This window comes from Nostoc sp. (assembly GCF_036917395.1).
In the GTDB taxonomy this organism is placed as follows: domain Bacteria; phylum Cyanobacteriota; class Cyanobacteriia; order Cyanobacteriales; family Nostocaceae; genus Nostoc.
Map to the genome: position 1 here is coordinate 376,834 of NZ_JBALDI010000004.1, position 26,485 is coordinate 403,318.

General features: G+C 41.2%; 22 protein-coding genes, 1 pseudogene and 1 riboswitch. Of the genes and pseudogenes, 15 read left to right on the forward strand and 8 right to left on the reverse strand.

Translation table 11 applies throughout. The features are described 5' to 3' along the window. The first annotated feature begins 190 nt into the window (after positions 1–190). Positions 191–2,095: a chloride channel protein gene (locus V7K46_RS04005; protein WP_335111260.1), complete on the forward strand. Its 1,905-nt coding sequence runs from the start codon at positions 191–193 to the stop codon at positions 2,093–2,095. Between the two features lie 507 nt (positions 2,096–2,602). Here the strand turns inward: V7K46_RS04005 and V7K46_RS04010 are convergent. Beyond that, positions 2,603–3,016: an AbrB family transcriptional regulator gene (locus tag V7K46_RS04010; RefSeq protein WP_273768913.1), complete on the reverse strand. Its 414-nt coding sequence runs from the start codon at positions 3,014–3,016 to the stop codon at positions 2,603–2,605. A 472-nt stretch (positions 3,017–3,488) separates the two neighbouring features. Here V7K46_RS04010 and V7K46_RS04015 point away from each other — a divergent pair, with 472 nt between their 5' ends. From V7K46_RS04015 to pyrR, 3 genes are all read left to right on the forward strand, one after another. Further along, entirely contained in the window at positions 3,489–3,929 is a 441-nt protein-coding gene (locus V7K46_RS04015; protein ID WP_335111262.1) for an Rrf2 family transcriptional regulator, read from the forward strand. A gap of 253 nt (positions 3,930–4,182) precedes the next feature. Then, on the forward strand, positions 4,183–5,154 hold the full coding sequence (cbiB, locus tag V7K46_RS04020; RefSeq protein WP_335111264.1) for an adenosylcobinamide-phosphate synthase CbiB: 972 nt from the start codon (positions 4,183–4,185) through the stop codon (positions 5,152–5,154). 89 nt (positions 5,155–5,243) lie between these two features. Continuing rightward, positions 5,244–5,780, forward strand: a complete 537-nt coding sequence (gene pyrR / locus V7K46_RS04025; protein ID WP_335111266.1) for a bifunctional pyr operon transcriptional regulator/uracil phosphoribosyltransferase PyrR — start codon at positions 5,244–5,246, stop codon at positions 5,778–5,780. Positions 5,781–5,790: 10 nt separating this feature from the next. Here pyrR and V7K46_RS04030 read toward each other — a convergent pair whose 3' ends face one another. Beyond that, a complete protein-coding gene (locus V7K46_RS04030; protein ID WP_335111268.1) occupies positions 5,791–5,949 on the reverse strand; it encodes a hypothetical protein in 159 nt (52 codons plus the stop codon). 490 nt (positions 5,950–6,439) lie between these two features. On the opposite strand from V7K46_RS04030, the gene V7K46_RS04035 reads away from it, so the two are divergent. Continuing rightward, positions 6,440–7,720: a DUF4912 domain-containing protein gene (locus V7K46_RS04035; RefSeq protein WP_335111270.1), complete on the forward strand. Its 1,281-nt coding sequence runs from the start codon at positions 6,440–6,442 to the stop codon at positions 7,718–7,720. A gap of 84 nt (positions 7,721–7,804) precedes the next feature. Further along, on the forward strand, positions 7,805–8,731 hold the full coding sequence (locus V7K46_RS04040; protein WP_335111272.1) for a phosphodiester glycosidase family protein: 927 nt from the start codon (positions 7,805–7,807) through the stop codon (positions 8,729–8,731). Between the two features lie 209 nt (positions 8,732–8,940). Here the strand turns inward: V7K46_RS04040 and V7K46_RS04045 are convergent, their stop codons facing one another. Continuing rightward, positions 8,941–9,309, reverse strand: coding sequence for a hypothetical protein (locus tag V7K46_RS04045; RefSeq protein WP_335111274.1), 369 nt, complete (start codon positions 9,307–9,309; stop codon positions 8,941–8,943). A gap of 802 nt (positions 9,310–10,111) precedes the next feature. On the opposite strand from V7K46_RS04045, the gene V7K46_RS04050 reads away from it, so the two are divergent. From V7K46_RS04050 to V7K46_RS04060, 3 genes and pseudogenes are all read left to right on the forward strand, one after another. Next, on the forward strand, positions 10,112–12,337 hold the full coding sequence (locus V7K46_RS04050) for an EAL domain-containing protein (RefSeq protein WP_335111276.1): 2,226 nt from the start codon (positions 10,112–10,114) through the stop codon (positions 12,335–12,337). A 471-nt stretch (positions 12,338–12,808) separates the two neighbouring features. Then, on the forward strand, positions 12,809–14,170 hold the full coding sequence (gene ovoA / locus V7K46_RS04055) for a 5-histidylcysteine sulfoxide synthase (protein ID WP_335111278.1): 1,362 nt from the start codon (positions 12,809–12,811) through the stop codon (positions 14,168–14,170). A gap of 2 nt (positions 14,171–14,172) precedes the next feature. Beyond that, positions 14,173–14,422, forward strand: a pseudogene (locus V7K46_RS04060) (hypothetical protein). 134 nt (positions 14,423–14,556) lie between these two features. On the opposite strand, the gene ilvC reads toward V7K46_RS04060, so the two are convergent. Next, positions 14,557–15,570, reverse strand: a complete 1,014-nt coding sequence (ilvC, locus tag V7K46_RS04065) for a ketol-acid reductoisomerase (protein ID WP_335111319.1) — start codon at positions 15,568–15,570, stop codon at positions 14,557–14,559. Positions 15,571–15,792: 222 nt separating this feature from the next. Here ilvC and V7K46_RS04070 point away from each other — a divergent pair, with 222 nt between their 5' ends. From V7K46_RS04070 to V7K46_RS04085, 4 genes are all read left to right on the forward strand, one after another. Continuing rightward, positions 15,793–16,719: a DUF4349 domain-containing protein gene (locus tag V7K46_RS04070; protein ID WP_335111280.1), complete on the forward strand. Its 927-nt coding sequence runs from the start codon at positions 15,793–15,795 to the stop codon at positions 16,717–16,719. 234 nt (positions 16,720–16,953) lie between these two features. After that, complete coding sequence (locus V7K46_RS04075; protein ID WP_335111282.1) at positions 16,954–18,312, forward strand: NAD(P)/FAD-dependent oxidoreductase; 1,359 nt, start codon at positions 16,954–16,956, stop codon at positions 18,310–18,312. A gap of 120 nt (positions 18,313–18,432) precedes the next feature. Further along, positions 18,433–19,668 carry an LL-diaminopimelate aminotransferase gene (locus tag V7K46_RS04080; protein WP_335111284.1) on the forward strand — a complete coding sequence of 412 codons (1,236 nt, stop codon included), beginning with the start codon at positions 18,433–18,435 and terminating at the stop codon, positions 19,666–19,668. 119 nt (positions 19,669–19,787) lie between these two features. Continuing rightward, positions 19,788–20,426, forward strand: a complete 639-nt coding sequence (locus V7K46_RS04085) for a Uma2 family endonuclease (protein WP_335111286.1) — start codon at positions 19,788–19,790, stop codon at positions 20,424–20,426. Between the two features lie 193 nt (positions 20,427–20,619). Here V7K46_RS04085 and V7K46_RS04090 read toward each other — a convergent pair whose 3' ends face one another. From V7K46_RS04090 to V7K46_RS04100, 3 genes are all read right to left on the reverse strand, one after another. Then, positions 20,620–21,084 (reverse strand): RloB family protein, encoded by a 465-nt coding sequence (locus V7K46_RS04090; RefSeq protein WP_335111288.1) that lies wholly within the window; start codon positions 21,082–21,084, stop codon positions 20,620–20,622. Further along, positions 21,077–22,240 (reverse strand): AAA family ATPase, encoded by a 1,164-nt coding sequence (locus V7K46_RS04095; protein ID WP_335111290.1) that lies wholly within the window; start codon positions 22,238–22,240, stop codon positions 21,077–21,079. The genes V7K46_RS04090 and V7K46_RS04095 overlap by 8 nt, the downstream gene beginning before the upstream one ends. Before the next feature lie 243 nt (positions 22,241–22,483). Then, complete coding sequence (locus V7K46_RS04100; RefSeq protein ID WP_335111292.1) at positions 22,484–23,797, reverse strand: voltage-gated chloride channel family protein; 1,314 nt, start codon at positions 23,795–23,797, stop codon at positions 22,484–22,486. Between the two features lie 95 nt (positions 23,798–23,892). Then, a riboswitch (Fluoride riboswitch) is annotated at positions 23,893–23,976 on the reverse strand. A gap of 637 nt (positions 23,977–24,613) precedes the next feature. On the opposite strand from V7K46_RS04100, the gene V7K46_RS04105 reads away from it, so the two are divergent. Together V7K46_RS04105 and V7K46_RS04110 are read left to right on the forward strand one after the other, a co-directional pair. Next, complete coding sequence (locus tag V7K46_RS04105; protein ID WP_335111294.1) at positions 24,614–25,483, forward strand: zinc metalloprotease HtpX; 870 nt, start codon at positions 24,614–24,616, stop codon at positions 25,481–25,483. 105 nt (positions 25,484–25,588) lie between these two features. Then, complete coding sequence (locus tag V7K46_RS04110) at positions 25,589–26,011, forward strand: hypothetical protein (protein ID WP_335111296.1); 423 nt, start codon at positions 25,589–25,591, stop codon at positions 26,009–26,011. Positions 26,012–26,238: 227 nt separating this feature from the next. Here the strand turns inward: V7K46_RS04110 and V7K46_RS04115 are convergent. After that, positions 26,239–26,485: hypothetical protein (locus V7K46_RS04115; protein ID WP_335111298.1), on the reverse strand; the 247-nt coding region annotated here is incomplete at its 5' end.

Below are 26,485 nucleotides of genomic sequence, written 5' to 3' on the forward strand. Positions count from 1 at the left end.
TTGACCCTTAAATAACAATTGTCTCCCATTTAACCATTCTGCCCACAAAAGTTTTGCACAATAACATTTTTTGCTAAAGCTTTGTAAATCAAGCAAATAAAGTCTACTTGTCTGGTTGCTAAATAATGGCTCACAATGAGAAGTAACAGATAAAAATTTAAATTTTTTCTTACATTTACCCCGCCTCTGAATGACTCTCTTGCCTCCCACTCAACTGAGGAAGGTAACGGAACAACCTGCCTTTCCTACACCTTCCGCTCGTTTAGCTCACCTAATTAATCGTTTTCAACCATCCCCAGAAACCGTTGTGCTGTTTTTAGCCATGCTGATTGGCGGTGGTACTGGTATGGGTGTAGTCACCTTTCACTATTTAATCCAGCTGATTCACCAGCTGATGCTGGAAAATTTAATGGGTCAAATCGGCGTCTGGGGTGCTTGGACTTTAGCCTGCGTTCCCACCCTTGGCGGATTAATCGTTGGCTTCATGCGCTGGCGCACTCAAGACTTTGGCCCTGAACTTTCATCTCTAATCGCTGCCTCTCAAGGAACAGAGATTAAGCGACCACTAAGACCAGTTACGAAGATGTTAGCCGCATCTGTTTCTTTGGGAAGCGGTGCTTCTTTGGGGCCAGAGGGACCGAGTGTAGAAATTGGCGCAAATTTTGGGATGTTGTTGTCTGTGATCCTGAATGTATCTCAAGAACAACAACGTTTGCTGTTAGGTGCTGGCGCGGCAGCTGGACTCGCTGCTGGATTTAATGCTCCCATCGCTGGAGTCTTTTTTGCCCTAGAGGTGGTAATGGGAGCTACATCTTTCGCTACTTCTGCTGTAAGTGTGGTGCTGCTAGCGGCGGTGGTAGCAGCATTAATTGCCCAAATTGGTTTGGGGACACAACCTGCTTTTGATTTACCTGCTTACCAAGTCCGTAGTCTTTTGGAATTACCCCTTTATCTTGGCTTGGGTTTAGGGGCCAGCTTAGTATCTTTGGCTTATACTCAATCAATTCGGGGAGCAAAAGCCTGCTTTGCTGGAAAGGTTCCAGGTTTTGACTTTTTGGGACGAATTCCTGAGCCGATTCATCCAATTATTGGCGGTGTGATAATTGGCGCAGTTGCTTTGCACTTCCCGCAAATTCTGGGCGTCGGTTATGAAACTGTAGAAGCAATGCTTCAGGATGTGGAGTTTCCACTTTACCTGTTGGTGGTGCTGTTGGTGGTGAAGCTACTGATGACTGCAATTAGTGCGGGTAGTGGTTTCATTGGCGGTTTGTTTGCACCAGCAATGTTTTTAGGTGCTTCTTTTGGATCAGCTTACGCCAAGATTTTGGCTGTGGCATTCCCGGCTATTTGCGATCAGATGGCGGCTCCCCCAGCTTATGCAATGGTAGGAATGGCAGCAGTGCTGGCTGCTAGTGTCAGAGCGCCGTTAACGGCTATTTTAATGCTGTTTGAATTAACCCGCGACTATCGCATTGTTTTACCGTTGATGGCAGCTGTGGGTTTGAGTGTTTGGCTAGTGGAAAGGATTAAACCAACTTTTAACTCTAACTCTAACCTACAACAAATTGGTCTTTCTGAATTGAAAGATGAAAAAGTGGAAATTGTGCAGCAAATTTTGGTAGAAGATGCCATGTACCCCTGTCCAAAAAAGTTACCTGCAACCCTTGGAGTGTTAGATGCAGCTGTGGAAATGATCCGCGATCGCGCCCGGAGTGCTTTAGTAATTGATGAAGCAGAGCAATTAGTTGGTATACTTTCTCTGGAAGATATTAACCGCGCCCTTGCTCTTTGGCAAACTTACCCAAATTCGCTAACTGAAATTCCAGATAATTTATCCAGTCAAACCCTCATAGACATTTGTACTACTGAAATCCTCTACGCATGGCAGGATGAACTATTATCTGAAGCTTTAGACCGGATGACTCTTCGAGGTTTGCATCAATTACCAGTGGTAGCACGAGACAAACCCGATCGCATTTTGGGTTTACTAGAAAGAGAGCAAATTGCATTAACCTGCAATTTAGCGGTTACGCGTAAGGCACTTGGCCACTATTTACCAGTCTTACCCACCACAGATATAGTTATTAATAATTAGTCAAAGGTCTTTCAATTTGGGATTTTAGATTTGGGATTTTAGATTTGCGTTAGCGAGTTTTGTCTGCGACACATTACGCATAGCTTGCTTGATTGCAGGAGTACGAGCGTCTTTTAGATTTGTTCCACTCACAAGGGGTGTGGTATGAACCAAAAAACAATTCCATTATCCAAAATCAAATATTGGCACGGCCAATGGTCAAAAATCTTAGACTTTTGATTAATGACTCTTGAGTGCCAATTTTAGATTGAAGAAAACCCGATAGCTCAGCGTAAAGCCTTCTCTTTGAGAAGGCTTGTCTGCGAAACGCTCCGCACAACGGCATGGCTTTACGCTGCGCTACCCTTGCGTTTTTTAGGTTGATGCCAGACTAATGTCTCGCTACGCGTTTTCACCCCTTGTGGGTGACACAAATCCAAAATTCAAAATCTTCAAGCCCCATCCGTTTATTGGCGGGGTCAATCCAAAATCTAAAATCTGTTGACTTTGGACTCTTGACTATAATTATTAAGCTGTGGCTTCTATAGCTTCATCATCTTCCCGATCTTCTGGATCTACCTGTCTCAGACGAATGTGCTTTTTGCCTAAAGTGATCAGAAACTCATCTCCTGGTTTAAGATTCATCTGTTTTGTATAAGCTGAACCTATAAGTAAGTTACCATTCGATTGCACACTAATTCTATAGCTGGCACTACGTCCACCACGCCCATTAGCACTGGGTGTACTGTCCAACTGAATGCCTTCGGCATCAATTAGGGCATTTAAGAACTTCATCATATTGACGCGCTCTATACCGTTTTTGGTAATGGTATAGTAGCCGCACTTTTTGGCTTTGTCTTCCTTGCTCTCACTCTCTAGCTCTTTGACTTTTTTGAGCAGTTCTTCACCGAGTAGGGGTTCAATTTTTTTCAGTTTAGGCATCAACTTAGGTCGAAAATGAATGTTTGAAGTGTTTGAATCGATTTTATTTTAGCTGACATTGAGCTAATAGGAACATAATCCTTTAGTTTTTATCTCAACCTAGCCAAGTATATTACACTCATAGGCACAATTGTTATGTGATTAACAATATTGCCAAGACAATCTATTTTACAGAATGCTGGCAATGCTGATAACTATATATATAGTTAGTGAATCACTGCTAGACTATACAAGTTTTAAGTTTTCTAAACTAACGCTCAAAAGGTTGTTTACAAGCTTTAGATGATAACTGAGTCACAGAATGATAAGTAAAACTGATCCTTAGTCAAAGGTCAAGAAGAGGTAGTGCGGTCTTAGGGTCTCCCCAAATGGAGCAATAAGCGTGTTTCCCCAAAAAGAGCAACTACCGTTCAAGGGTCAATATTTGGACTCTGTAAAATTGATTATTGACTAAACAATAAACCTTGCCAAAATGAAACTAACTACCAAAGGACACTATAGTGTGAAGGCGTTGCTAGATTTGAGCTTACAGCCAAGATATGGCCCTGTATCAGTGAGAGCGATCGCCAAACGCCAAGATATCCCAGCTCCTTACCTCGAAAAATTACTAATAGAAATGCGTCGTGCGTCAATAGTTAAATCAATTCGTGGTAGCATCGGTGGATACCAATTGGCAAGAGAGCCTGCACAAATATCTATAGGACAAATTTTAGAAGCAGTTGGCGAGACTAGCCATTTACCTCATCACACTCCAGCACCTGCACAAGCTGAAGATTGGGTAACATTTAGCCTCTGGCAAAGACTCAACCAAAAGCTTAAAGAAGCTTTGTACAGTATTACTCTGGCAGACCTTTATTACGATGCTCGTAGCTGGCAAGCTTCCCTTGGGGAAGAGGCTAGTTTTGTAGTTTAGTAAAGAGTCAATAGTCAATAGTCAATAATCCAAATATTGACCCTTGAGAGCCAGTTCACTTGAGAGAGGAAACTCCCGCACATGACTGGCTCCTGTTGACCACGAATTTTAGATTTTAGGTTTTTTAGTTCTTGCCCCGGATTTCTCTGCGAGACGCTAACGCGAACGTACCGCTGTTCGCTTTCGTGGTCAGGGTCAATTCCATTATCCAAAATCCATTATCCAAAATTGGTTGACCCTTGACCAGTAACTTATGATTAATAGCATCTATATCTTAATAATTGCAGCACTTTTAGATTACTTAATTGGCGATCCTTGGGATTGGCCTCATCCAGTGCAAGTTATGGGGTGGGTAATTTCTCGCCTGACTAAATTTTCTCTGCAATTGTGTCAAAATTCTCTAACACAACGCCTAGCTGGAATTGTACTAGGCATTATCTTAATAATTGGTAGCGGCCTTGTTGGCTTTTTGATTATTCAAAGTGCTAAATGGGTTCATCCGTTGTTGGGAATTGCAATAGATAGTATTCTTTTGGCTAGTTGTTTTGCTGGCAGAAGTTTGCGAGCAGCAGCAGTGGCTGTTTTACAACCTTTAACAGCGGGAGATTTGGGGCAGGCTCGGAAGATTTTAAGTAATTACGTTGGTCGAGATACACAAAACCTCTCACAAGCAGAAATTTCACGAGCCGTTTTAGAAACGGTTGCAGAAAATGCCACCGATGGAGTAATGGCTCCACTTTTTTATGCAATTGTCGGTGTCTTTGTGCCACTTGTGGGGCCAACTCCCTTGGCTTTAGCATACAAAGCCAGTAGTACCCTTGATTCAATGGTGGGCTATCGGGAAGCACCTTATACTTATTTGGGATGGTTTTGTGCGCGGTTGGAAGATTGTTTGACTTGGCTACCTTGTCGGTTAACAGTTGTGACTCTGGCGCTGTTATCAGGTAAACCGATGCATGTTTACCGAATTTGTCGTCGAGATGCAATTAATGATCCTAGTCCCAATTCTGGCTGGAGTGAGTGCGCCTATGCTGCTTTTTTGGGTGTGCAGATGGGGGGTACAAATTGGTATCGTGGGATAGCTAAGTACAAACCACTGCTAGGAGATGCTATTTATCCGATTACTGCAACTTCTATTCAGAATGCTTTGCAGCTGACTCGATATTGTTTTTTACTATGGTTAGGGATAGCGATCGCTATATTCTTAATACTTCCAAATAGGTAATGATAAATATAAAGTTAGGAGTTAAGAGTCAGAAGTTAAGAATAAAAACTCCTAACTCTTAACTAATCACTCCTAACTTATCACTCGCTATGTCTGCCAAAGTAGTTGAAATTCTCTCATCAGAAGAAATTCGTCGGACCTTGACTCGCCTCGCCTCTCAAATTGTGGAAAGGACACGTGATTTGTCTCAACTGGTGCTTCTTGGTATTTATACTAGGGGTGCGTTATTAGCCGAATTGTTGGCGCGTCAGATTGAGACACTCGAAGGTGTAGCCGTGTCAGTCGGCGCTTTGGACATTACATTTTATCGAGATGACCTCGATAAAATTGGATTGCGGACTCCAACAAAAAGCGAAATTCCTTTTGACCTGACGGGGAAAACGGTTGTACTCGTGGATGATGTCATTTTCAAAGGACGGACGATTCGCGCTGCTTTGAACGCAGTCAACGAGTACGGTAGACCAGAGGTGATTCGTTTAGCTGTGTTAGTAGACAGAGGTCATCGAGAATTACCAATTCACCCAGATTTTATTGGCAAGCAGTTGCCTACTGCTAAAGAAGAAGTTGTCAAAGTTTTCTTACAAAATTGCGATGGACGAGATGCAGTGGAGTTGATTACAGATTAGGAGTTGGGAATTAGGAGTTAGGAGTTTGAAGAATTTGCTCGATTTGTAAAGACTGACGAATTTTCAGGGTGATATTAGCCAAAACTTGTGATCGCAAGTTTTGGCTAACTAATTCTACTTGTACCCGATTGCGATCGCCGCAGCACAGCAAGCCGTTCGGTAATATCAATTGATCGCGCCCATCATCCGCACTGGCTTACCTGTTTTGTGATCAACGACATAACCCCTTTGAATCCTACTCCTTTGTTTATGGATTACGATTTTTAGCTAACCCACAACCTAATGTCATTAAAAACTGACATTATCACCATTACTCACAGGTAACCAGCTATAATGTTATGAAAAGATGACAATTCGATCCCAGAAGACCTGATAAATTCGTGAAACAGGTAAAAAACCTATTGAAAACCCTTGATCCCTACATATACTTAGTGGTTAATATTGACTTAACATAACAAATAGAACTTCTTTGATCTCAAAGAAATGCTGATTTTGGCATAACAAGGAATTGATTGGAAGTGATCTCAATTTAAAAACTTAAAAACTGGGCAAAACCAGGAGTCAGGAATAAGAAGTTCATCTGGAGTGGATGACATTTTACATAGCATTCTTTAACCAGGGGAAATCATTTACCGCTTAAACTACTGGAGGCCAAACAAATGGCAAAAGAACGCCCACCACTAGAAGAGATGACCTTACGGCAACTACGCAGAGTTGCCAGCGAATATAGCATCTCTCGCTACAGCCGAATGCGTAAATCACAATTGCTGGCATCAATTCTAGAAGTCCAGCGCAGCAAAACTTTGCTCAGTCCATCTCGTTCGTTGGAGGCACAAGAAACCGTGGAAGCAGCTAAGTTTGAATTAGGTCAGGAAGATCGGACTGGTGGATCTTTGGCTGATGTTGATGAAGGACTCGCCGATCTGCCCTCTGGCTATGGTGAAAGCCGGATTGTCCTTTTACCGCGCGATCCTCAGTGGGCTTACACTTACTGGGATATTCCGAATGAACATAAACAGGAACTGCGCCGACAAGGAGGACAACAACTCGCACTACGGATTTATGATGTCACCGACATCAATATCGAATACCAAAGCCCCCACAGTATTCAAGAATATCCTGCTGATGAACTAGCTAGAGAATGGTATCTACCAGTTCCAGTTAGCGATCGCGATTATGTGATCGATATTGGTTATCGTGCTGCTGATGGTCGCTGGTTGGTACTAGCTCGTTCTGCTAAAGTACACATTCCTCCCGTCTATCCTTCTGACTGGATTGAAGATGTCTTCATCACTGTCAACTTTGAAGAAGATTTGCGTGGTGAGACTCAGTACGAACTGGTTCACCCTGCTGAGAAAATTGCAGTTACCACCAATGATGGTGTGAATGTGAATGTCAACGGCAACAGCAACAGCAACGGTAACCCCATCTACGACGAAATATTTGGTTTAGCCGAATCTGCTGAAGCACAACGGGTTGCTGGTTCTATCTTCGGCTCCCAGCAGCAAGTACCAGGTTCAGCGCGTCCTGAACAAGCCATTAGCTCCTACATTTTCCCATCTGGTGTAGGTCTGTGGGCAATTCCCACCGGATCTGGCTTAACTGCTTCTGGTGCAGGAATGTCAGGTGTTGGCTTCTCGGCTTCCGCTGTACCATTGCGTCCGCGCCAGTTCTGGTTAATTGCCGATGCTGAGTTGATAGTCTACGGTGCAACTGAACCTGATGCTACCGTAACCATTGGTGGCCGGAGAATTCAGTTAAATCCAGATGGGACATTCCGCTTCCAGATGTCCTTCCAGGATGGTTTAATCGACTATCCGATTTTGGCTGTAGCTGCAGATGGTGAGCAAACCCGGTCAGTTCAAATGAAATTTAATCGTGAGACACCATCCCGGAATACTAATACCAAAGAAGAAGCTGTTTTAGAATGGTTCCCTTAAGTTTTGGCTCTTAGATTAGCTCCAAACTGAAATTTTAAATTATTCCCCGCTATAGTAATTCTGTAGCGGTTTTTTTTGTATTATATGTCTACAAAAAAATTCTTTTTGTTATTTAGCTTGATAATTAGTGCAAGCTTTTTACCAGGTTGTCAAAAGATTGAGGCAAATTCAGTCCCAAAAGCATCTAAAACTTGCCTTGGTAAAGATGCTAAGTTCAGTATTGATTTTTTTAAAACTAATAATCAAGGTAAAAAAAATCAAAGAGGTATTAACAATGTGATTATTTTTAATCCCAAATCAGCAGAATTAGATTTCAAAGTTAATGTTGGTCTATCTCATAAACTCTACGCCAAAGATGCTAGAGGGAAACTGCGTAAGGAATATGTACCAAAACAGTTTCATGAACTCATCGGCGATGAGAATGCCAAATTAAACGGCCAGCTACCCATTGCCGCAATTAATGCCGACTATATAGGTACTGATGATAAACCACAAGGCTTAAATGTTTCTCGTGGCGTAGAATATTCAGGAGCATTTAAAAATAAACGTTCTTCCTTTGGGATATCAGGAGGTACACCTAACCAGCGACAGGCTACTATCCAAACTGGTAGAAGAAAGAGCAATATTCTCAATTATAATTTAGTGGGCGGTAATGGCAGATTCTATCGTCAGGGTAAGTTTAAAGATATTTGTCAAGATTTGGGAGAATTTGCCTGTAAAAATGCAACTAATCGCTCTCTGGCAGCTATCACTAATCAAGGCTATGTAATACTATTAGTTAATGACTTGAAAGCTAATTCAAATATTGAATTGTCTCAATTTAATCAAGAGTTACTGCCAGATATGTTTGATAATGTCCTAGAAGGTATTGCTAGCAATAACTGTTTAGGTAAGATTCAAGAAGGGATTTTATTTGATGGAGGGATGTCTCCAGGATTATATTATAACCAGAAAACTTATGTAGAAAACCTTGGGCCGATTGGTTCAGTTTTTTTAATTTACAAAAAATAAAATAGGTTAGAATTTTAGGGCTGTAACGTAACTACGCCCGTTAAAAACATCGACTTTTGTACCATCAACAGGCTACTCTAAATTGGATAGCTTGGGAGCATCCCATTTTGGAAGAAACATTTTTGGTATCTCACCCTAAATCCAAATACTTTGTCCAGTAAAGACTTTTGTCGCTGGCTAGGACTGGTTTACTTCCATCTGGCTCAATTTTAGAGTACTGACCTTTTAACTTTTTGCGAATTCTCAAGCTTGTTTGGATTCACCCAACGATTAACAAATTCGTTGTTATGTTTGTAGACCTTGATTTGCACTTGCTTGGAGCTTAACTTGACTACTTCGGCAGGAATTCTTTGGACATCGCTAGAATCTGCGCGAGCCTTGTAAAGCCAAATGACTTTTTGCCCTACTTGAAAGTAGTTAAGATTGCTAGTTAAAGAAGGCGCTCTTTCTGCCCAAGAAGGGAAAGCAATTGCTAAGTTGATCAAAAGTACTAAGACCACTAGAGTGATTTGGAAAAGTTTCATGATCATTGCACTTGTTTTGGGTCTGGTGGGGCAATCAATCTGCTGCTCTAGCATTTATATTGTCCTTCTTTGCTTTCTCAAAGTTGAAAAGTAGATATACTAAAACTTTTTTGGGCAATTTAGCATTACTTTGCTCTTTGAACTCTGAGCGAGTGGCTCAGGAATGGGCGCTCCGGTACTGGGTACTGTAGAAGTTATTCTTATTAAATTCTTGGTTGGAGTCCCAATCCTCCGTAAAGAGTTCAAAGTTCAAATCTCTACTGATTTCAGGATAAAGCAACTTTGATAATAAAATCAAATAGTCTTATCTGTTAAAATAATAAGTTTAATTTATGATTATCTGACTTGAGATCACGATCTCTATCTCAGCAGTTTGGAACTTAAATCATGCATTTTCCGTAAAACAGGAGATACTTTATTGACTTGTTTGAGAGCTTTTGTTATTTATTGAGCAATCCGCTTGCTCTAATTCCCTCCTTAAAAAGGAGGGTTAGGGAGGATGAAGCCTTAACCCAAGCGTATTAGTTTATTGAGGTTAGATTCTTTTTTAAGTAATATATTTACTCTTAATTAATCCAGCTAAAAGTTATTCTTATTCTGGCTAATATTTGCCTTGATTTGGTTACTTGAATTGTTAATATAACTCCTCCTTAATTGGCTTAATTGCACAAAATAGATTGGTAAATACTTAAGTATTTAGTATAACCTTATGGATGTGTTGGTGAGTTACCTGCTCAACTAAATTATTCAATTAACTAAACTCATCAAATCTTCATCTATTTGAAGTCTAGTTTATCTTTTAGATTAAAAATAGTGGGAATAATAAAGGAAATCGGATTGAGCAGATTAGTTAGTTATGAGCCAAATATGTCCTATCTCCAAAACCTGTCCTTGTCGCAATGTTGCACGCTGCCGGACTAAGGAGGCAGGCAGGCTCTTTCTCTGGTTCCCCGTTCCCCATACACTGAAAAAAGTCACCTCCTACCTACAGCAGTTTGCCCTGAAGTATGAACTGATGCACAAGCGTCCAGGTCTGAGTTTGGACTGTAGACCTGGACAGTCACAAGAAATTGCCCGTAACCTGGCCCAACTACTTGCACCGAGAGAATTAAGAGAGACGCAAGTCCTTTTCCTTCAAGGTGCTATCCAACCTCAACTCCATGATTTTAGTGACATAACCTCATTACAACGCTTCATTAAGTTCAACCAATCCGACTGGCTGGTTGAAATGCTGGCAAGGGAACGATTCACCAGTTACTTCCAACCAATTGTCTCAATTAAGGATACATCGCAGATTTATGGATATGAATCACTCTTGCGGGGGCTAGATGAACAAGGCAATTTAGTGCTACCGGGACCAATTCTGGAGTTAGCAACTGAAGCTGGACTCTTACCACAACTCGACCGAGTTGCTCGCCTGAGCGCGATCGCTCAATTCAGCCGCCATCAAGTAAGCGGGCAGATTTTCATCAATTTTGCACCGACGGCGCTTTATGACCCTGTTTTTTGCCTACATAGTACCCTAGAGGCAATTGATCAAGCAGGCATCTCCCATGAGCAGGTTGTTTTTGAAGTCGTGGAGTCAGACAATTTTCAAGATTTAGACCATCTCAAGACAGTGCTCAAATACTACCGGGATGCTGGTTTTTTAATAGCCCTTGATGACCTCGGTTCTGGCTATTCCAGCTTAAACTTGCTGCATCAGTTACGTCCAGACTTTATTAAGTTGGATATGGAGTTAATTCAAGATGTGCATCAAAACCCTTACAAAGCTTCGATTACAGAGAAGCTTCTAGAGATTACTCAAAAGTTAAATATCCACAGCGTCGTTGAAGGGATTGAGTGCATTGAAGAACTGAACTGGCTGCGAGAACGAGGCGCAACTTTTGCTCAAGGCTATTTGATTGGTAAACCCAGTGAAGTGCCTGTGACTACAACTCCTCACTTTGATCCGATCGCGTTAACTGTAGCATCGGCAGATGGTAAGCAAGTTGAGCAGCATGTCCAACACCAAAGTGAGTCCGAGCGAATTGTCGCTGCTGTGACGCAACGCATTCGACAATCATTAGAGTTAGACGAGATTTTGCAAACCACAGCAGCCGAAGTGCGACAACTGTTTGAGGTAGACCGAGTGGTGATTTACCAGTTTGAGCCAGACTGGAGTGGTTTAGTCGCTGTAGAATCCTTAGCAGAAGGGTGCATGTCCATTCAGGGATACTTCATGGACACGTGCCTTCAACCTAGCCGTGCAGCTTACTTTCAACAAGGTAACACCAGAGCGATCGAAGACATTGAAACTGCGGGACTATCGCCGTGTCATGTTGACTTCCTCCGAAGTTTGCAAATCAGGGCATACCTTATGGTGCCTATTTTGCAGCAAGAGCATTTATGGGGACTATTGATTGCTCACCAATGCCGTTATACCAGACAATGGCAGCAATCGGAGATTAACTTGTTCAACCAGTTAGCGGGTCAAGCTGCGATCGCTATTCAGCAATCAGAACTTTACCACCAATTGCAACAAGCAAATCATGAATTACAGCGCCTTGCCTGTTCGGATGGTCTAACCCAAGTGGCAAATCGACGCTGCTTTGATGACACATTCAACGCACAGTGGCAACAGTTGGCACGAGAGCAAGCCTCGCTATCTTTGATTTTGTGCGATGTCGATTACTTTAAACTTTACAACGATACGCATGGACATCTGGCAGGAGATGATGCACTCAGACAGGTTGCCAAGGCAATCTCTCAGACAGTTAAACACCCCGCTGATTTAGTTGCTCGTTATGGTGGAGAAGAGTTTGCAGTTATTTTACCAAATACTGATATCGAATCGGCCATTGCAGTTGCAAGAGATATTCAGAACAATGTTAGTGCGTTAAAAAAGCCTCATCCCCATTCTCCGGTCAGTGAATTCATCACGCTAAGTCTTGGCGTGGCAACCATCACTCCTTATAGCCAATTGTCTCCCGCAACCTTAATTGCTACTGCTGACCAGGGACTCTACCAGGCAAAAGCACAAGGAAGAAATTGTGTGGTGCAGATGGATTGTGAGGAGGTTGACGCTAAATCTCTCCTTTAACGCCAGTCTCCATTTTCTCTGCCAATTATCGTGAATATTGTTAATCTGATGAACAGAAAATTCTCGTTTCTAGCCTCTGGCTGGAAATGCATTAAAAGCGGCTCTGCCGCAAATTTAGGAGGCAAAGCCTCACAATAGACATTCCCAGCCAGAAACTGGGAACGAGGAAAGCCTCTCTCCTTTTAGAAGAAAGGTCAGAGTGTATTGCATACAAACGAGAAGTGCTATGTTTGCACTCCAGAAAAATCATCTGAAACTCAGTTAAGATAAGTAATTGAACGCTAATTCATTATTGATATTATTCTAGCAACCCGTAGTTTAAGTATTTTAAAATACATTCTTTGTCTATTTACAAATTGAACAAATTGGCTGATCATGACGACACAAGAAAAAATGTGATAAACAACACTTATTTTTGTAATAAGTTGTAGTTTATGTAACTTATGCAGTTAATCTCCTGTCAAAAATATCATGCCTTTAGTTTCAACGATAAATAAACTGACATCGACTCAAGTCCCCACACTTAATGATTGCAGTTTACAAAGCCTGCTCAACTACTTTCAAAATTCTTGGGAGCTTGAAGAAACACTCATGAAAAGTTTGGTCAGGGAAGAAACTTTTTATTTTAACCCTGATCCTTTAAGAAACCGTCTAATTTTTTATCTTGGTCACTCAGCTGTTTTTTTCATCAACAAGTTAATTAGAGTTGGTTTAATCAAAGCTCGAATTAATTCCCAATACGAAACCCTATTTGAAATCGGAGTTAATCCAGAAACACCGATAGAACTCGACGCAGCGATGAAAGGAGTTAGCTGGCCTGATGTAGAAAAAGTTTGGCAATATCGGGACAAGGCACGAGAAGCTATTACAAAGGTGATCCAAAATACTTCTCTGGATCTCCCGATTCATCAACAGCATCCTTTTTGGGCTTTGCTGATGGGAATAGAACATAGTCGCATTCACTTTGAAACCTCTTCAATGCTGGTGCGTCAATTGCCTACTAATTGCCTAAAACGTCCCCAAGGCTGGAATTATGCACCTAGCAAGGGGAATATTCCCAACAATGAAATGCGCTCAATTTCCGGTGGTGTGGTGAAACTAGGAAAACCCAAGGATGATCTTACATTCGGTTGGGATAGCGAATATGGCGATCGCACTGTTGAAGTAAAACCATTTTTAGCTAGTCAATATCTAATCACTAACGGAGAATATCTGAAATTTGTTCAAGCTGGTGGTTACAACAATCCAGACTACTGGAATGCTGAATCTTGGGATTGGAAGCAACTCTACAATGTCCAACATCCCAAATTCTGGATACCCTTGCAGGATGGCTACCGTTATCGAGCCACGTTCGACGAAATAGACTTACCCCTAGACTGGCCTGTGGAAGTCAATTACTACGAAGTGATCGCATTTTGTCGTTCTCAAGGCTCAGAAATCCGCTTGATGAGTGAAGCTGAATGGAATCGAGCTTTACTTACCTGTGAGGATAACCACTTATCAACTAACTCTAATCTCAACTTACAATTCATTTCCCCCAGCCCAGTGGGAATGTTCAAACCAGCTAATAGCGCTTGTGGGCTTTATGATCTCAGAGGAAATGTCTGGGAATGGCTAGGGGACACTTTCAACGCCCTACCAGGATTTGAACCTCATCCGCTTTACGAAGATCAAGCAGCACCCTTTTTTGATGATAAACATCAGATGATGCTCGGCGGTTCTTGGGCTACTAATGGTGCAATGGCATTACCAACCTATCGCAACTGGTTTCGTCCCTACTTTTATCAACACGCCGGTTTTAGAATTGCTCAAGATTTAAAAGGAGATTATTGAGAATGAAACCAAATCATATTCTACCACAACCCGGTCAAGAATCAGTTTGGAATTATCCCCGTCCGGCTCGTTTAGAAGATAGCAACAAATCAATTCGGGTGATTTGTAATGGTATTTTACCCTAGTTTAATGGATGCTTGCTATGTAAATGATGAGTTAGTTATGTCTCAACCTGGTGATTTTTACGGAGGATGGATTACTGCTGATATTGTCGAACCATTTAAAGGTAGTGCCGGAACAATGAGGTGGTAATTTATGAAACCTTATTAGATAGAAGCAATCCTATGTGATTTGTGAAAATTTGCGGTGTCCAGATCCCCGACTTCGTAAAAGTTGTCGGGGATCTAACTTTTCACGAATGATTTAGTCCTTCGACTTACTTTTGCTTAAGCTTTTTTCAACCAGCTAAACATAGCGCGTAAATCTTTACCAACTTCCTCAATTTTGTGTTCAGCTTCTTTGCGACGCAAAGCGGTAAATCCTGGTTTACCAGCTTGGTTTTCCAGAACAAATTCCCGTGCAAATTGTCCAGATTGAATTTCGCTGAGAATCTTCTGCATTTCAGCTTTGGTTTGTTCGGTGACAATCCGCGGTCCACGGGTATAATCGCCATATTCAGCTGTGTTAGAAATGCTGTCGCGCATTTTAGCTAAACCGCCTTCCACAACCAAGTCAACAATCAGCTTGACTTCATGCAGACATTCAAAATAAGCCAATTCTGGTTGATAACCAGCTTCTACCAAAGTTTCAAATCCGGCTTTGATTAAAGCACTCAAACCACCGCACAATACTGCTTGTTCGCCAAATAAATCAGTTTCGGTTTCTTCGCGGAAAGTAGTTTCGAGAACACCAGCGCGGCTACCACCGATACCTTTAGCATAAGCCATCGCGCGATCGCGTCCCTGACCACTAGCATCTTGATAAACTGCAAATAGCGCTGGTACACCTTCACCCTGTTCATAAGTCCGCCGGACTATATGCCCCGGCCCTTTGGGTGCTATCATCACCACATCTACGTTAGCTGGTGGTACAATTTGCCCAAAGTGAATATTGAAACCGTGGGCAAAAGCTAACACATTCCCTTCTTCTAAATTGGGTTCAATCTCGTTTTTGTAAATCGTTTTTTGGACTTCATCAGGTAACAAAATCATGATGAAGTCAGCAGCATTGGCAGCATCTGCAACATTCTTCACAGTTAACCCAGCTGCTTCAGCTTTTTCTACTGACTTACTACCCGGATATAATCCCACAATCACATTCAAACCACTATCTTTTAAATTGAGAGCGTGGGCATGACCTTGCGAACCATAGCCGATAATAGCAATGGTTTTTCCAGCCAAAAGGTCTAAATTGGCATCTTCGTCATAATACATCCGGGCCATAGAAGCATCTCCTGTCAGCAAGCGTCGTCATTAATTTGCAGGCTTTTGAGTATACCTCAAATTGAGTAACCACGGAACTATGAGCCATTAACAATTCGTAATTCGTAATTACGTTACGGATGGGGATTTACTTTACCAAACTCAGCCCTCTTCATCTCTGTTACAGAAATCGCAACAATACAGGTTTTGAGTTGTACGTGAGCAATACTGGGGTTAACTTCATCCATCTGGGGGTAGATTATGTACGCTTCGACGAAATTACCGCGCACATCTGCTTTATTTATAAGTGCGTTATTGGGAGGGGTGATTTTCACCAGTTGCGCCTCTTCCGAACAGACGGCAAATAAGGCTGCACCTCCAATTGCAGCCGATGGCAGGGCAAATCAAGCAACTGCACCTGCTAATGAAAGCAGTCTTTCCCAAAAGGCGGAAGCTGCACCAATAGCCCGTTCTCGTCCTCAACTGATTAAAAAGGCAGCAATGTCTTTAACTGTCAACTCTGTAGATCAGACTATTGATGCCGTTTCGCAAATTATCAATAAACAGCAAGGGGATTTAATCGGGTTGAAACAACAACAACCCAAAAACGACAACCCGCGTTACACAGCAACAATACAATTGCGGATACCAGAGAATCTGCTGGAATCTACATTAGAACAACTAGCTAAATTGGGCACTGTTGAGAGTCGTAATATCACTGCGGAAGATGTAGGCGATCGCCTGGTGGATTTCCAAGCTAGATTAACCAATTTGCAGAAAACTGAAGCCAATTTGCAAAAAATCATGGATCGGGCAGGTTCTGTTAGAGATGTGCTTAGTGTTGCCCAAGAACTGAGTAATGTCCGAGAAACGATAGAACAAATTGATGCCCAACTCAAAAGCTTACAAAATCAGGTTGCTTATTCCACTATTACGCTAAACCTAGAAGCAGCAGTTTCTAGCACTAGTCCCCAACCTGCCTTTGGTTTGCAAGTTCAGGAAACTTGGAACAGCTCCACCCACTCTTTGAGTGCATTTTCCGTTGGCTTACTTAAGCTGAGTATTTGGTTAATTGTTTACAGTCCCTATTTGTTAATTTTTGCTGCTCTTGTCTATGGCTTTACTCGTTGGCGGCGAACTCATTCACCACGTTTAACACAAACACCAGAATCAACTAGTTCTGAGTAAGCTTGCATAAATCATACATCTACCTTTGATAAATTTACATAAGTAAAAATTAATTCAAATATTGCCAAATCTTATTGCCTGAGTCTCCATCTTGAAAAATTCTGTTTATCCTGTCGTTTTGATTACTTTAATCTTTAATTAAATGTAAAAAACAATACAAAATATATGATGACAATTTTGATACAAGTTTGTTAAGAATAGTTACAATAGTCGGAACACAGGATAATATTTCTTATGGTAAACTCACTTGACAATAATCCACCTCATCAAGTAATCATTGTTGGTGGTGGTTTTGGTGGACTGTATGCGGCAAAAACACTAGCCAAGGCGGCAGTAAACGTTACTCTGATTGATAAACGCAACTTTCATCTATTTCAACCCCTCCTATACCAAGTCGCTACGGGTGCTTTGTCTCCTGCTGATATTTCTTCACCGTTACGTTCTGTACTCAGCAAGAGCAAGAATACGAAAGTGCTGCTGGGAGAGGTGAATAATATTGATCCAGAAGCAAAACAAGTGACTGTGGGCGACGAAGCAATAGCTTACGACACGTTAATTGTTGCCACAGGTGCGAAGCATTCCTACTTTGGCAAAGATAACTGGGAAGAATTTGCGCCCGGCTTGAAAACAGTAGAAGATGCTATAGAAATGCGTAGCCGGATATTTACGGCGTTTGAAGCCGCAGAAAAAGAAACTGATCCAGAAAAACGGCGTGCTTGGTTAACCTTTGTAATTGTCGGTGGTGGCCCAACTGGTGTAGAGTTAGCGGGTGCGATCGCAGAATTGGCAAATCAAACTCTCACAGAAGATTTCCGCAGCATCGACACATCGGAAGCTAGGATTTTACTATTAGAAGGTCTGGATCGGATTCTGCCACCCTTTGCACCAGAGTTATCACAAGAAGCGGAAGCATCCCTGACACGGCTGGGGGTGATTGTCCAGACAAAAACACTGGTAACGAATATTGAAAATGATATTGTTACCCTCAAACAAGGCGATGAAGTTAAAGAGATTGCCTCAAAAACAGTATTATGGGCAGCAGGTGTGAAAGCTTCAGCAATGGGAAAAGTGCTAGCAGAACGCACAGATGTTGAATGCGATCGCGTTGGACGCGTTATTGTCGAACCTGACTTAAGTATTAAGGGACATCCTAATATTTTTGTAATTGGCGACTTAGCAAATTTTTCTCATCAAAATGGTAAACCCCTACCTGGTGTTGCACCTGTAGCGAAGCAACAAGGTGAATATGTAGCAGCGCTAGTCCAAAAGCGGCTTACAGGTAACAGTTTGTCACCCTTTGCTTATGTTGATCACGGTAGTTTAGCGATGATTGGGCACAATTCTGCTGTGGTAGATTTGGGCTTTATCAAGCTGAAAGGTTTCTTTGCATGGCTGTTTTGGCTATTGATTCACATCTACTTCTTAATTGAATTTAATAACAAATTAGTAGTAATGATTCAGTGGGCATGGAACTATTTCACCCGTAATCGTGGAGCAAGATTAATTACAGGTCAAGAATCACTCACGCAGTTCAGAATTGATAATAACAACAGTTATACATCAGCCGATAATCAACAGCCAGTAAATGTCTAGTTGATTGTAGGGAATTGAGCATTGGTTATTTCCCTCATCTCCCCACACCCCACAACACAACAAAGTTATCGCCCTTATAAATTAGCAGTAAGCTGTTTGAGGGCGTTTTTCATATTTACTATGGCAACTATTAACGACAACTACCTGAAACTGAAAGCGGGTTATCTGTTTCCAGAAATTGCTCGGCGGGTGAATGCCTTTGCTGAAGCAAATTCTGATGCTAAGGTGATCCGGTTGGGCATTGGTGATGTTACCGAACCTCTGCCAGAAGCCTGTCGCACAGCTATGATTAAAGCTGTGGAAGAAATGGGCGATCGCAATACCTTCAAAGGCTACGGCCCAGAGCAAGGCTACGCTTGGTTACGGGAGAAAATAGCTACTCAAGATTTTCAAGCACGGGGAGCCGATATTGATGCTTCAGAAATCTTTATCTCTGACGGTTCCAAGTGCGACACAGGCAATATTCTGGAAATCTTTGGTCATGATAACATCATCGCTGTTACTGACCCTGTTTATCCCGTGTATGTAGACACTAACGTTATGGTGGGAAATACTGGGAATGCCAACGACAAAGGCGAATTTGAGGGTTTAGTCTATCTGCCGATTACGGCTGAAAACAACTTCACCGCCGAAATTCCCTCAAAAAAAGTCGATTTAATTTATCTCTGCTTTCCTAATAACCCCACTGGCGCAACTGCTACCAAGGAATATTTAAAGGCATGGGTAGACTATGCCAAAGCTAATAACTCGATTATTTTCTTTGATGCAGCCTACGAAGCTTATATTACCGATCCGTCGATTCCCCACTCAATTTATGAAATTGAAGGTGCAAGGGAAGTTGCGATCGAGTTTCGTTCCTTCTCCAAGAATGCAGGCTTTACAGGAACCCGTTGCGCGTTAACCGTGGTACCGAAGACACTCATAGGAAAAGCCGCTGATGGTTCCGATGTGGAACTATGGAAACTCTGGAATCGTCGCCAGTCCACTAAATTTAATGGCGTTTCTTACATCGTCCAACGGGGAGCCGAAGCGGTTTACTCCGAAGAAGGACAAGCACAAATCAAGGGATTGGTGAGTTTCTATCTAGAAAACGCCAAAATTATCCGCGACAAACTCACAGCCGCCGGATTATCAGTTTATGGTGGCGTGAATGCACCTTATGTCTGGGTGAAAACGCCTAATGGTTTATCCAGTTGGGAATTCTTTGATAAGTTGCTACAAACTGTCAACGTTGTCGGAACACCCGGTTCTGGCTTCGGTGCTGCGGGTGAGGGTTACTTCCGCATTTCGGCGTTTAACAGTCGGGAGAATGTGGAAGAGGCGATGAAGCGGATTACCGAGAAGTTTAAGGTGTAGGCGATCGCTTTTGTTAAACTCAATCTATTAGTCTAAAGGTTACGGTGGGCTATATTATCCACCGCAACCTAATAGATTTTGAATTTTGAATTTTGAATTTTGAATTGGAGCGAAGCGACGTGACTGCTGCTATCCCCGTTTTCAAACCTGTTAGCCGGATGCAGTTAGCACCTGGTAGCACGGTGACAATTCCTGATGTTAGCTGGGAAGAATTTGAATCTATTTTAGAAGAAATGGGAGAAAAAAGAACTACACGAATTGTCTATAGCCAGGGTAGTTTAGAAATTATGGCTCCTTTACCAGAACATGAAATTCCCAAAGATTTAATTTCTGATATTGTCAAAATATTGTTGAAGGCTAAAGATATCAGATATCAACCTTTTGGTTCCACCACTTTTAAACGGCAAGGTGTAGCAGGAGTTGAACCTGATGCTTGCTTTTATATTCAAAATTATCAACGAATGATTGGTCATCGCCGCTTGCAACCTGATGATCCACCGCCAGATTTAGCGATTGAGACTGATGTGACATCAAAAACTACTCTTGATGCTTATCAAGCGATTGGAGTCCCAGAATTATGGGTTTACGATAGCGGGAGTCTTTCTATTTATTTGCTCAGAGATGGGAAATACATAAAATCTAATACCAGTCCTAATTTTGAGGATATAGCTATTACTCAGATTATCCCTGCTGCTGTGGAACGTAGTTGGCAAGTAGGAAGTTTTCAAGCTTTGGAAGAATTGGAAGCGATGATTTAGTAAATAAAATAGGTACTGGATGATGTAAAAAATAATTAATGTAATCTCAAAGATAAGCATTATCGAATAAACTTGTTTAGCTCCTCAACTAAAAGATGTACTGTTGTTGAAGGGTTATCATTTACTGGATTAGAAGGGTTATATTGCTTGAGAAGACTTTTAGCGTGTTTGATGGCAGTAGATTGCCGACTTTCTATTTCCTCATAGATTGTTGCACTATTTTTTTATATTGGTGTCCAAGTAATTCCTTTTTCTCTAACTTATCGATGTAATCTTTGCGAGGAAGTCCAGTATTTAAAAATTCAAAATGCAATACATACCATAATTCAAAAGCTTCATTAGAGTAAGCAACTTTAAATCCTTCTTTTTCAGCGTTCGCAATAGCATTATTAAAATCTTGTTTAGGCCAGTCATCCCTATCAAATACGCACCAAACTTGATCGTAATCTTCTTGAACCTTTAATTTTTTCGCTTCTTGTACTAGTTTACTTGGATTGTATCCAAATCCTCTAACATCAATTTTCTTGACAGTCGTGGAAACGCGAAAGCTTTTGAAGTAATTTGGCTCAGTTTTTTCACCTTCACAAATAATTAAAAATATTTGTCTAAGTTCTCTTGTTTCAACTTTTCTATCAGCATAGCCACGGTTTCTAGGCATCAGGCTCACCAAGAAGTTGACTTAAGTCACCAATAAATGGAATAGCACCATATCTGCCTTTGATATAGTCACTTTCAAAAGAGGCATCCTTCTGTATTTTATATTCAACTAATGAATATAAATCTGTAGCACCATATTTATTTTTCTCAGTAAACCAAATCTGATCTCTGCGAAAGAGTTTATTACTGAGCAAATTGGTGTCATCAGTCATAAATATTAGTTGTGCATTATTATAATTTATATTTTTGGAGTTAAATAATTCAACAATTACTTTACTGATTAGTGGGTGAAGTCTCGCATCAAATTCGTCAAATATTAAAATTTTGCCATATTTAAGAGTATCTATTAAAAGTCCAGCAATAGAAATTATTTTTTGAGTTCCTTCCGACTCTTGACTATCTAAATCAAAAAATCTCATAGAAACATAATTGCCTTGCTTATTAAGTTTTTTATGCCCAGTCTTAATTGAAGCTCCCTTAATTCTGATTTGTTCAATACCTAAATCTAATTTTTTAATTAACTGAATAATTTCTGATTTATTATCATTATTTTCTGCTAAAGAGTTTAGTGTATAACTCAAATGATCTTGATCGTCTAAACCTGAAACTATATTCACTTGTTTTGTGAGCCAATCTAGTATTCTCTCAGCTATTTCAACGTTGAATTGAGCAGCTACTGATAGAAAAAGTGCATTGCTTCTAGTTTTTGGATAAATATCCTCACCTTTGAATGCTTTAGATAGATATTTTATCTTACGTGAGTTTCCGTCATAAACTCGCTCAAAAAGACGAGTTTGGTTTGTCTTAGGAACGTAAAATAGCCACTCGGAAATAACCCTTTTTTGATTAGCTTGAAACCCATATCTATACTTTGTACCATCTAAGAGAAAAACAAGTTCAAAAAAAGATGGTTGTGCTTCAGTTTCTGTACTTAGCTCAAACGGTTCAACTCCTATTTTTTCTGTACTTTGAGTCTCTTTAGAGGAATTGATCATAAACCACTTCATAAAGCTAAAAGCTTTTGAAAGATTACTTTTACCACTGGCATTAGCACCATAAATTACAGCCCTCTTGAGTAATTTGAGGTCATCATCTACTGTAAAAACATTATTATCATCAAGTTCTTTTTCCTTGGCAACAATATTGGCAGCTACCATACTAAAAGTGACTTTATCTTTAAAGGATCGGTAATTACCAATACTAAACTCTATGAGCATAGTAAATTTTTATCCAAAACACCATATTTGTGAGCATTTTACAAATATATAAGTTAAGCATAACGGTTATCGTGCATACATGACTACTTTGACTATGCGATGCCTACGGCGGTAAACTACGCACTTTTCCAACTATCCATTAATTGCATCAATAAATTATTCCTGAGAATTACTTCCGCCTTCTTAGCCATCATCAGGTAAATCAATTTTCGGCTTAACTTTTGGTTGTCCATAAGTACCCAAAGTCAGTCCTTCTTCCAGATATACAGAGGAGTACTTACTCAATCCGATACGCTGTGAAGTATAAATTCCAGAATGACCTGAAAATAAATAGCTGACTACACAGCCAATACCAATAAATACTCCCGATTCCAGACCAAATAATTCAATTCCCATTAAGGTTGATGCTAAAGGTGTATTTGCTGCACCTGCAAACACACCCACAAATCCCATTCCTGCTAACAGTGGTGCAGGTAATGCTAAAAGCAACGACAAAGCATTACCTAAAGTTGCACCAATAAAAAATAAAGGTGTCACTTCTCCTCCCTTAAAACCTGCTCCTAAAGTTAGAGCAGTCAGACCAAATTTTGCTGCAAAATCCCAAGGAGGTAGCTGAGTGGAGAAAGAATCAACGATAGTAGGGATACCAAGTCCAATATATTTAGTTGTACCACTTAACCCAACAATTGCTGCGATGATCGCACCGCCTATTAAAGGACGCATTGGAGGATAAGATATCTTTGCTTTAAAGAAGTGACTAATTTTGTGAGTTACTTGAGCAAAGAATCTCGCTACAATTCCAAAGATTGCACCTGCAATAATGGCAGTAATCAATCCCCAAATTGTGAGCGTCGGTATAGAGGGAGCATGTCGGTATGCGGTATGATGCAAACCCAATAGTAAGGTTACTTGATTCCCAACGATCGCAGCAATGAAAGAAGGGAAAAGAGCGTCGTAATTAATTTTACCAATCGCTAAAACTTCTAGACCAAATACGGTTCCAGCTAAGGGAGTACCAAAAACTGAAGCAAATCCCCCACTGATACCTGCTGTTAATAAAATTCGCCGATTGGCTCCTTTAAAATGTAATATTTTAGTTAGCTGGTCTGCTAAAGAAGCACCCATTTGCAATGCTGTACCTTCACGACCGGCTGAACCTCCAAATAAATGTGTAAGGTCTGTTCCTAGCAAAACAAGAGGAGCCATCCGAAAGGGAATAATATTTTTAGGTTTATGGATTTCTTCAAGTAAAAGATTATTTCCAGCTTCTACAGTCCGACCGAATTGATGATAAATCCAACCACTCAAGAAGCCACCAAGGGGCAGTAAAGCGATAATCCAGCGATGTGATTCTCGCCAATCAGTTGCCCATTCTAATGATGCTAAAAGAGCCGCAGAAGCTGTTCCAGCAAGAATACCAACCACAACGGAAATAGGCAACCATTTAATTAGGTGTGGTAATGCAATAAACGGTTCAAATTGACGAAAGTGTTTCATACCATGACTCCTTGAGGTGCGATTTGTAGACTTACACTTTCTACAGGGGAGTCAGGTAATGCATTTAGTCAAGCCCTACTCTCCCGCAGGCAGCGGAGAAAGTAGGAGCTATCAGCCTTTCAGTGATCATTTCTGGGACTGAAAAGGCGGTTTCGGCGAGCTCCATCGCCATTGATTTAAGTTTAACAGAACTTATGCAAAATTATGAAAAAACGAACAGCAAAGAACGCATTCGCGCAGCGTCTCGTAGAGAAGGACACAAAGCAATAAAACTTTCAGAGGGTTACTGCGTAAGTTCTATTTAAATCAAGGATACCATTTTTGCTAACAGATGTATGAAGCACAAGGAATAAACTCAAAACCTGTATATAGCGATTCTCATTTAATGAGGGACACGGCATTGCTGTGTCTTACTTTGTATCTGTGTTCATCTGTGGTTAATTATTTTTTCTGTACCTGCGGTAGCCTGCGGCAAGCCACTGCGCGTTTACGTTTTTTAGATAACTTATTTCTTAGAAATCCCTAATGGCGTAGGCGTAGCCCACTGTAGGCATCGCACTTGTAATTTATGCCTGGATAAACAATTTACTACTATAGATAGATGTCTTTTTTATCGATTAAAATACTTTTATTTACCAATAGAACAACTATCAAAAACAACTAAATTAGTATTTATAAAAGTTAAGTAGGAAAACCGTACTTCTCTGATAGGTTTTCTGTACCATATATCTAAGTTTAGCTGGATAGAATCAAAATGTAGCTTAAGTAATGCTGTTTTCTAGAAAATTTCCACAGCATTAGCAGGAGAGCAAAAATATGACAAATCAATTGAAAACGGCTGCTTTGCTAGCTGCACTAAGTGGTCTTTTGATCGCAATTAGTTACTGGGTAATTGGCGGTAGTAGTGGCTTGATCATTGGAATTGGCTTGGCAGCAGTAACAAACTTGTTTTCATGGTATCAATCAGATAAGATTGCGCTGGCAGTATACCGCGCCCAGCCTGTGAGTGAAAGGGAAGCACCAGGACTTTATCGGATGGTGCAGAGATTAAGCGATCGCGCTAACATTCCCATGCCCAGAGTTTACATCGTTCCAAGCCAAGGTGCTAACGCCTTCGCTACAGGACGCGATCCAGAAAACGCTGCTGTTGCTGTCACCGAAGGCATTTTGAATATATTGCCAGATGACGAACTCGAAGGCGTTATCGCCCACGAACTTACCCACATTATTAATCGTGACACCCTCACACAAGCTGTTGCTGCTACTGTCGCTGGTGCTATCTCATTCATAGCGCAAATGGTGAGTTACAGCTTGTGGTTTGGCGGTGGTTCACGAGATGACAACAGAGGGGCAAATCCTTTGGGAGTTTTGTTAACAGTAATGCTTGCGCCAGTGGCTGCGACAATTATTCAGCTAGCAATTTCGCGCACACGAGAATTCTCTGCTGATGCAGGTTCTGCTAAATTAACTGGTAATCCCCGTGCTTTAGCCAGGGCATTACAACGCTTAGAAGCCTCAGCAAGGCAGATGCCTTTAAATGCTAATCCAGCATTTGAACCGTTATTAATTATCAATTCCATCTCTGGACAGTTTCTAGGTAACTTGTTCTCCAGTCACCCTGCTACAGAGGTGCGAGTTGCAGCATTGCTTAAATTAGAGCAACAACTACCAACAAAAGCTTATTAAATTTTTGTCATGAGTCATTTGTTAAATCACTCATGACTAATGATTATCGTTATAGGGTGCAGTTTTCATCCGAAAGTAAACATTGTAATTAAGGATGTTTTAACTATGACTGCTAACAATATCGAATCCTTTGAAACCACAGTAATTGAATCTACCGAATCTATAGTAATTGTAGAAATTAGTCCTCAAACCGACGAATTAGTAGAAACCGAAATGGCTGGCGCAAGTGATGAAGTGAAGCGCGAAACTAAAGCGCTGATTGAGGCACTAGAAAGACGCAGCCAAGCAGAGTCAGCAGGTACTCTCACGCGTGAAACCTATTTGAAAGCTGTGCGACAAGCACGGGAATTAATTGAAGACAGGAAACTGATAGAACGCGATCGCTTACAAGACTCTTGGGCGATAATTCAGGATGAAGCTGAGAGAAACTGGCACTTAATGATGAAAGACTTAGTAGACTTCAGCTTTCGCCTGCAAAAGGCGGCTACTGCTGCTTGGGAAACCTTCAATAACCCTTACCCTCGTTAGTTCGACGAATCTCTCCCTGTGTTGAACTTTAGTTCAAGTCTGTCTCAATACACTTGGGTTAAGGCTTGCTCTTTTTCAAGTCTGTCCCTCTCTGAGTCGCCTACGTTGTACACGCAGGTTATTGAATTACCCCTCCCTAACCCTCCCCGTATGTATTGGGGAGGGAATTAAATGTTTTAGTTTCCCCTTTCTAATGTTATTTTGGCGATGCCTGCGGCTGGCTACGCCTACGCATTTGTTGATTTAGGGTTCGCATTTGTTGATTTAGGGTTCGCATTTGTTGATTCGGCGATCGCATTTGTTGATTCGGCGATCGCATTTGTTGATTCGGCGATCGCATTTGTTGATTCGGCGATCGCATTTGTTGATTCGGCGTTCACATTTGTTGATTCGGCGATCGCATTTGTTGATTCGGCGTTCACATTTGTTGATTCGGCGATCGCATTTGTTGATTCGGCGTTCACATTTGTTGAT

Coding starts and splice junctions, on each gene's coding strand:
- V7K46_RS04005 (WP_335111260.1), top strand. CDS start 191: ATGACTCTCTTGCCTCCCACTCAACTGAGGAAGGTAACGGAACAACCT.
- V7K46_RS04010 (WP_273768913.1), bottom strand. CDS start 3,016: ATGCCTAAACTGAAAAAAATTGAACCCCTACTCGGTGAAGAACTGCTC.
- V7K46_RS04015 (WP_335111262.1), top strand. CDS start 3,489: ATGAAACTAACTACCAAAGGACACTATAGTGTGAAGGCGTTGCTAGAT.
- cbiB (WP_335111264.1), top strand. CDS start 4,183: ATGATTAATAGCATCTATATCTTAATAATTGCAGCACTTTTAGATTAC.
- pyrR (WP_335111266.1), top strand. CDS start 5,244: ATGTCTGCCAAAGTAGTTGAAATTCTCTCATCAGAAGAAATTCGTCGG.
- V7K46_RS04035 (WP_335111270.1), top strand. CDS start 6,440: ATGGCAAAAGAACGCCCACCACTAGAAGAGATGACCTTACGGCAACTA.
- V7K46_RS04040 (WP_335111272.1), top strand. CDS start 7,805: ATGTCTACAAAAAAATTCTTTTTGTTATTTAGCTTGATAATTAGTGCA.
- V7K46_RS04045 (WP_335111274.1), bottom strand. CDS start 9,309: ATGCTAGAGCAGCAGATTGATTGCCCCACCAGACCCAAAACAAGTGCA.
- V7K46_RS04050 (WP_335111276.1), top strand. CDS start 10,112: ATGAGCCAAATATGTCCTATCTCCAAAACCTGTCCTTGTCGCAATGTT.
- ovoA (WP_335111278.1), top strand. CDS start 12,809: ATGCCTTTAGTTTCAACGATAAATAAACTGACATCGACTCAAGTCCCC.
- V7K46_RS04070 (WP_335111280.1), top strand. CDS start 15,793: ATGTACGCTTCGACGAAATTACCGCGCACATCTGCTTTATTTATAAGT.
- V7K46_RS04075 (WP_335111282.1), top strand. CDS start 16,954: ATGGTAAACTCACTTGACAATAATCCACCTCATCAAGTAATCATTGTT.
- V7K46_RS04080 (WP_335111284.1), top strand. CDS start 18,433: ATGGCAACTATTAACGACAACTACCTGAAACTGAAAGCGGGTTATCTG.
- V7K46_RS04090 (WP_335111288.1), bottom strand. CDS start 21,084: ATGCCTAGAAACCGTGGCTATGCTGATAGAAAAGTTGAAACAAGAGAA.
- V7K46_RS04095 (WP_335111290.1), bottom strand. CDS start 22,240: ATGGTAGCTGCCAATATTGTTGCCAAGGAAAAAGAACTTGATGATAAT.
- V7K46_RS04100 (WP_335111292.1), bottom strand. CDS start 23,797: ATGAAACACTTTCGTCAATTTGAACCGTTTATTGCATTACCACACCTA.
- V7K46_RS04105 (WP_335111294.1), top strand. CDS start 24,614: ATGACAAATCAATTGAAAACGGCTGCTTTGCTAGCTGCACTAAGTGGT.
- V7K46_RS04110 (WP_335111296.1), top strand. CDS start 25,589: ATGACTGCTAACAATATCGAATCCTTTGAAACCACAGTAATTGAATCT.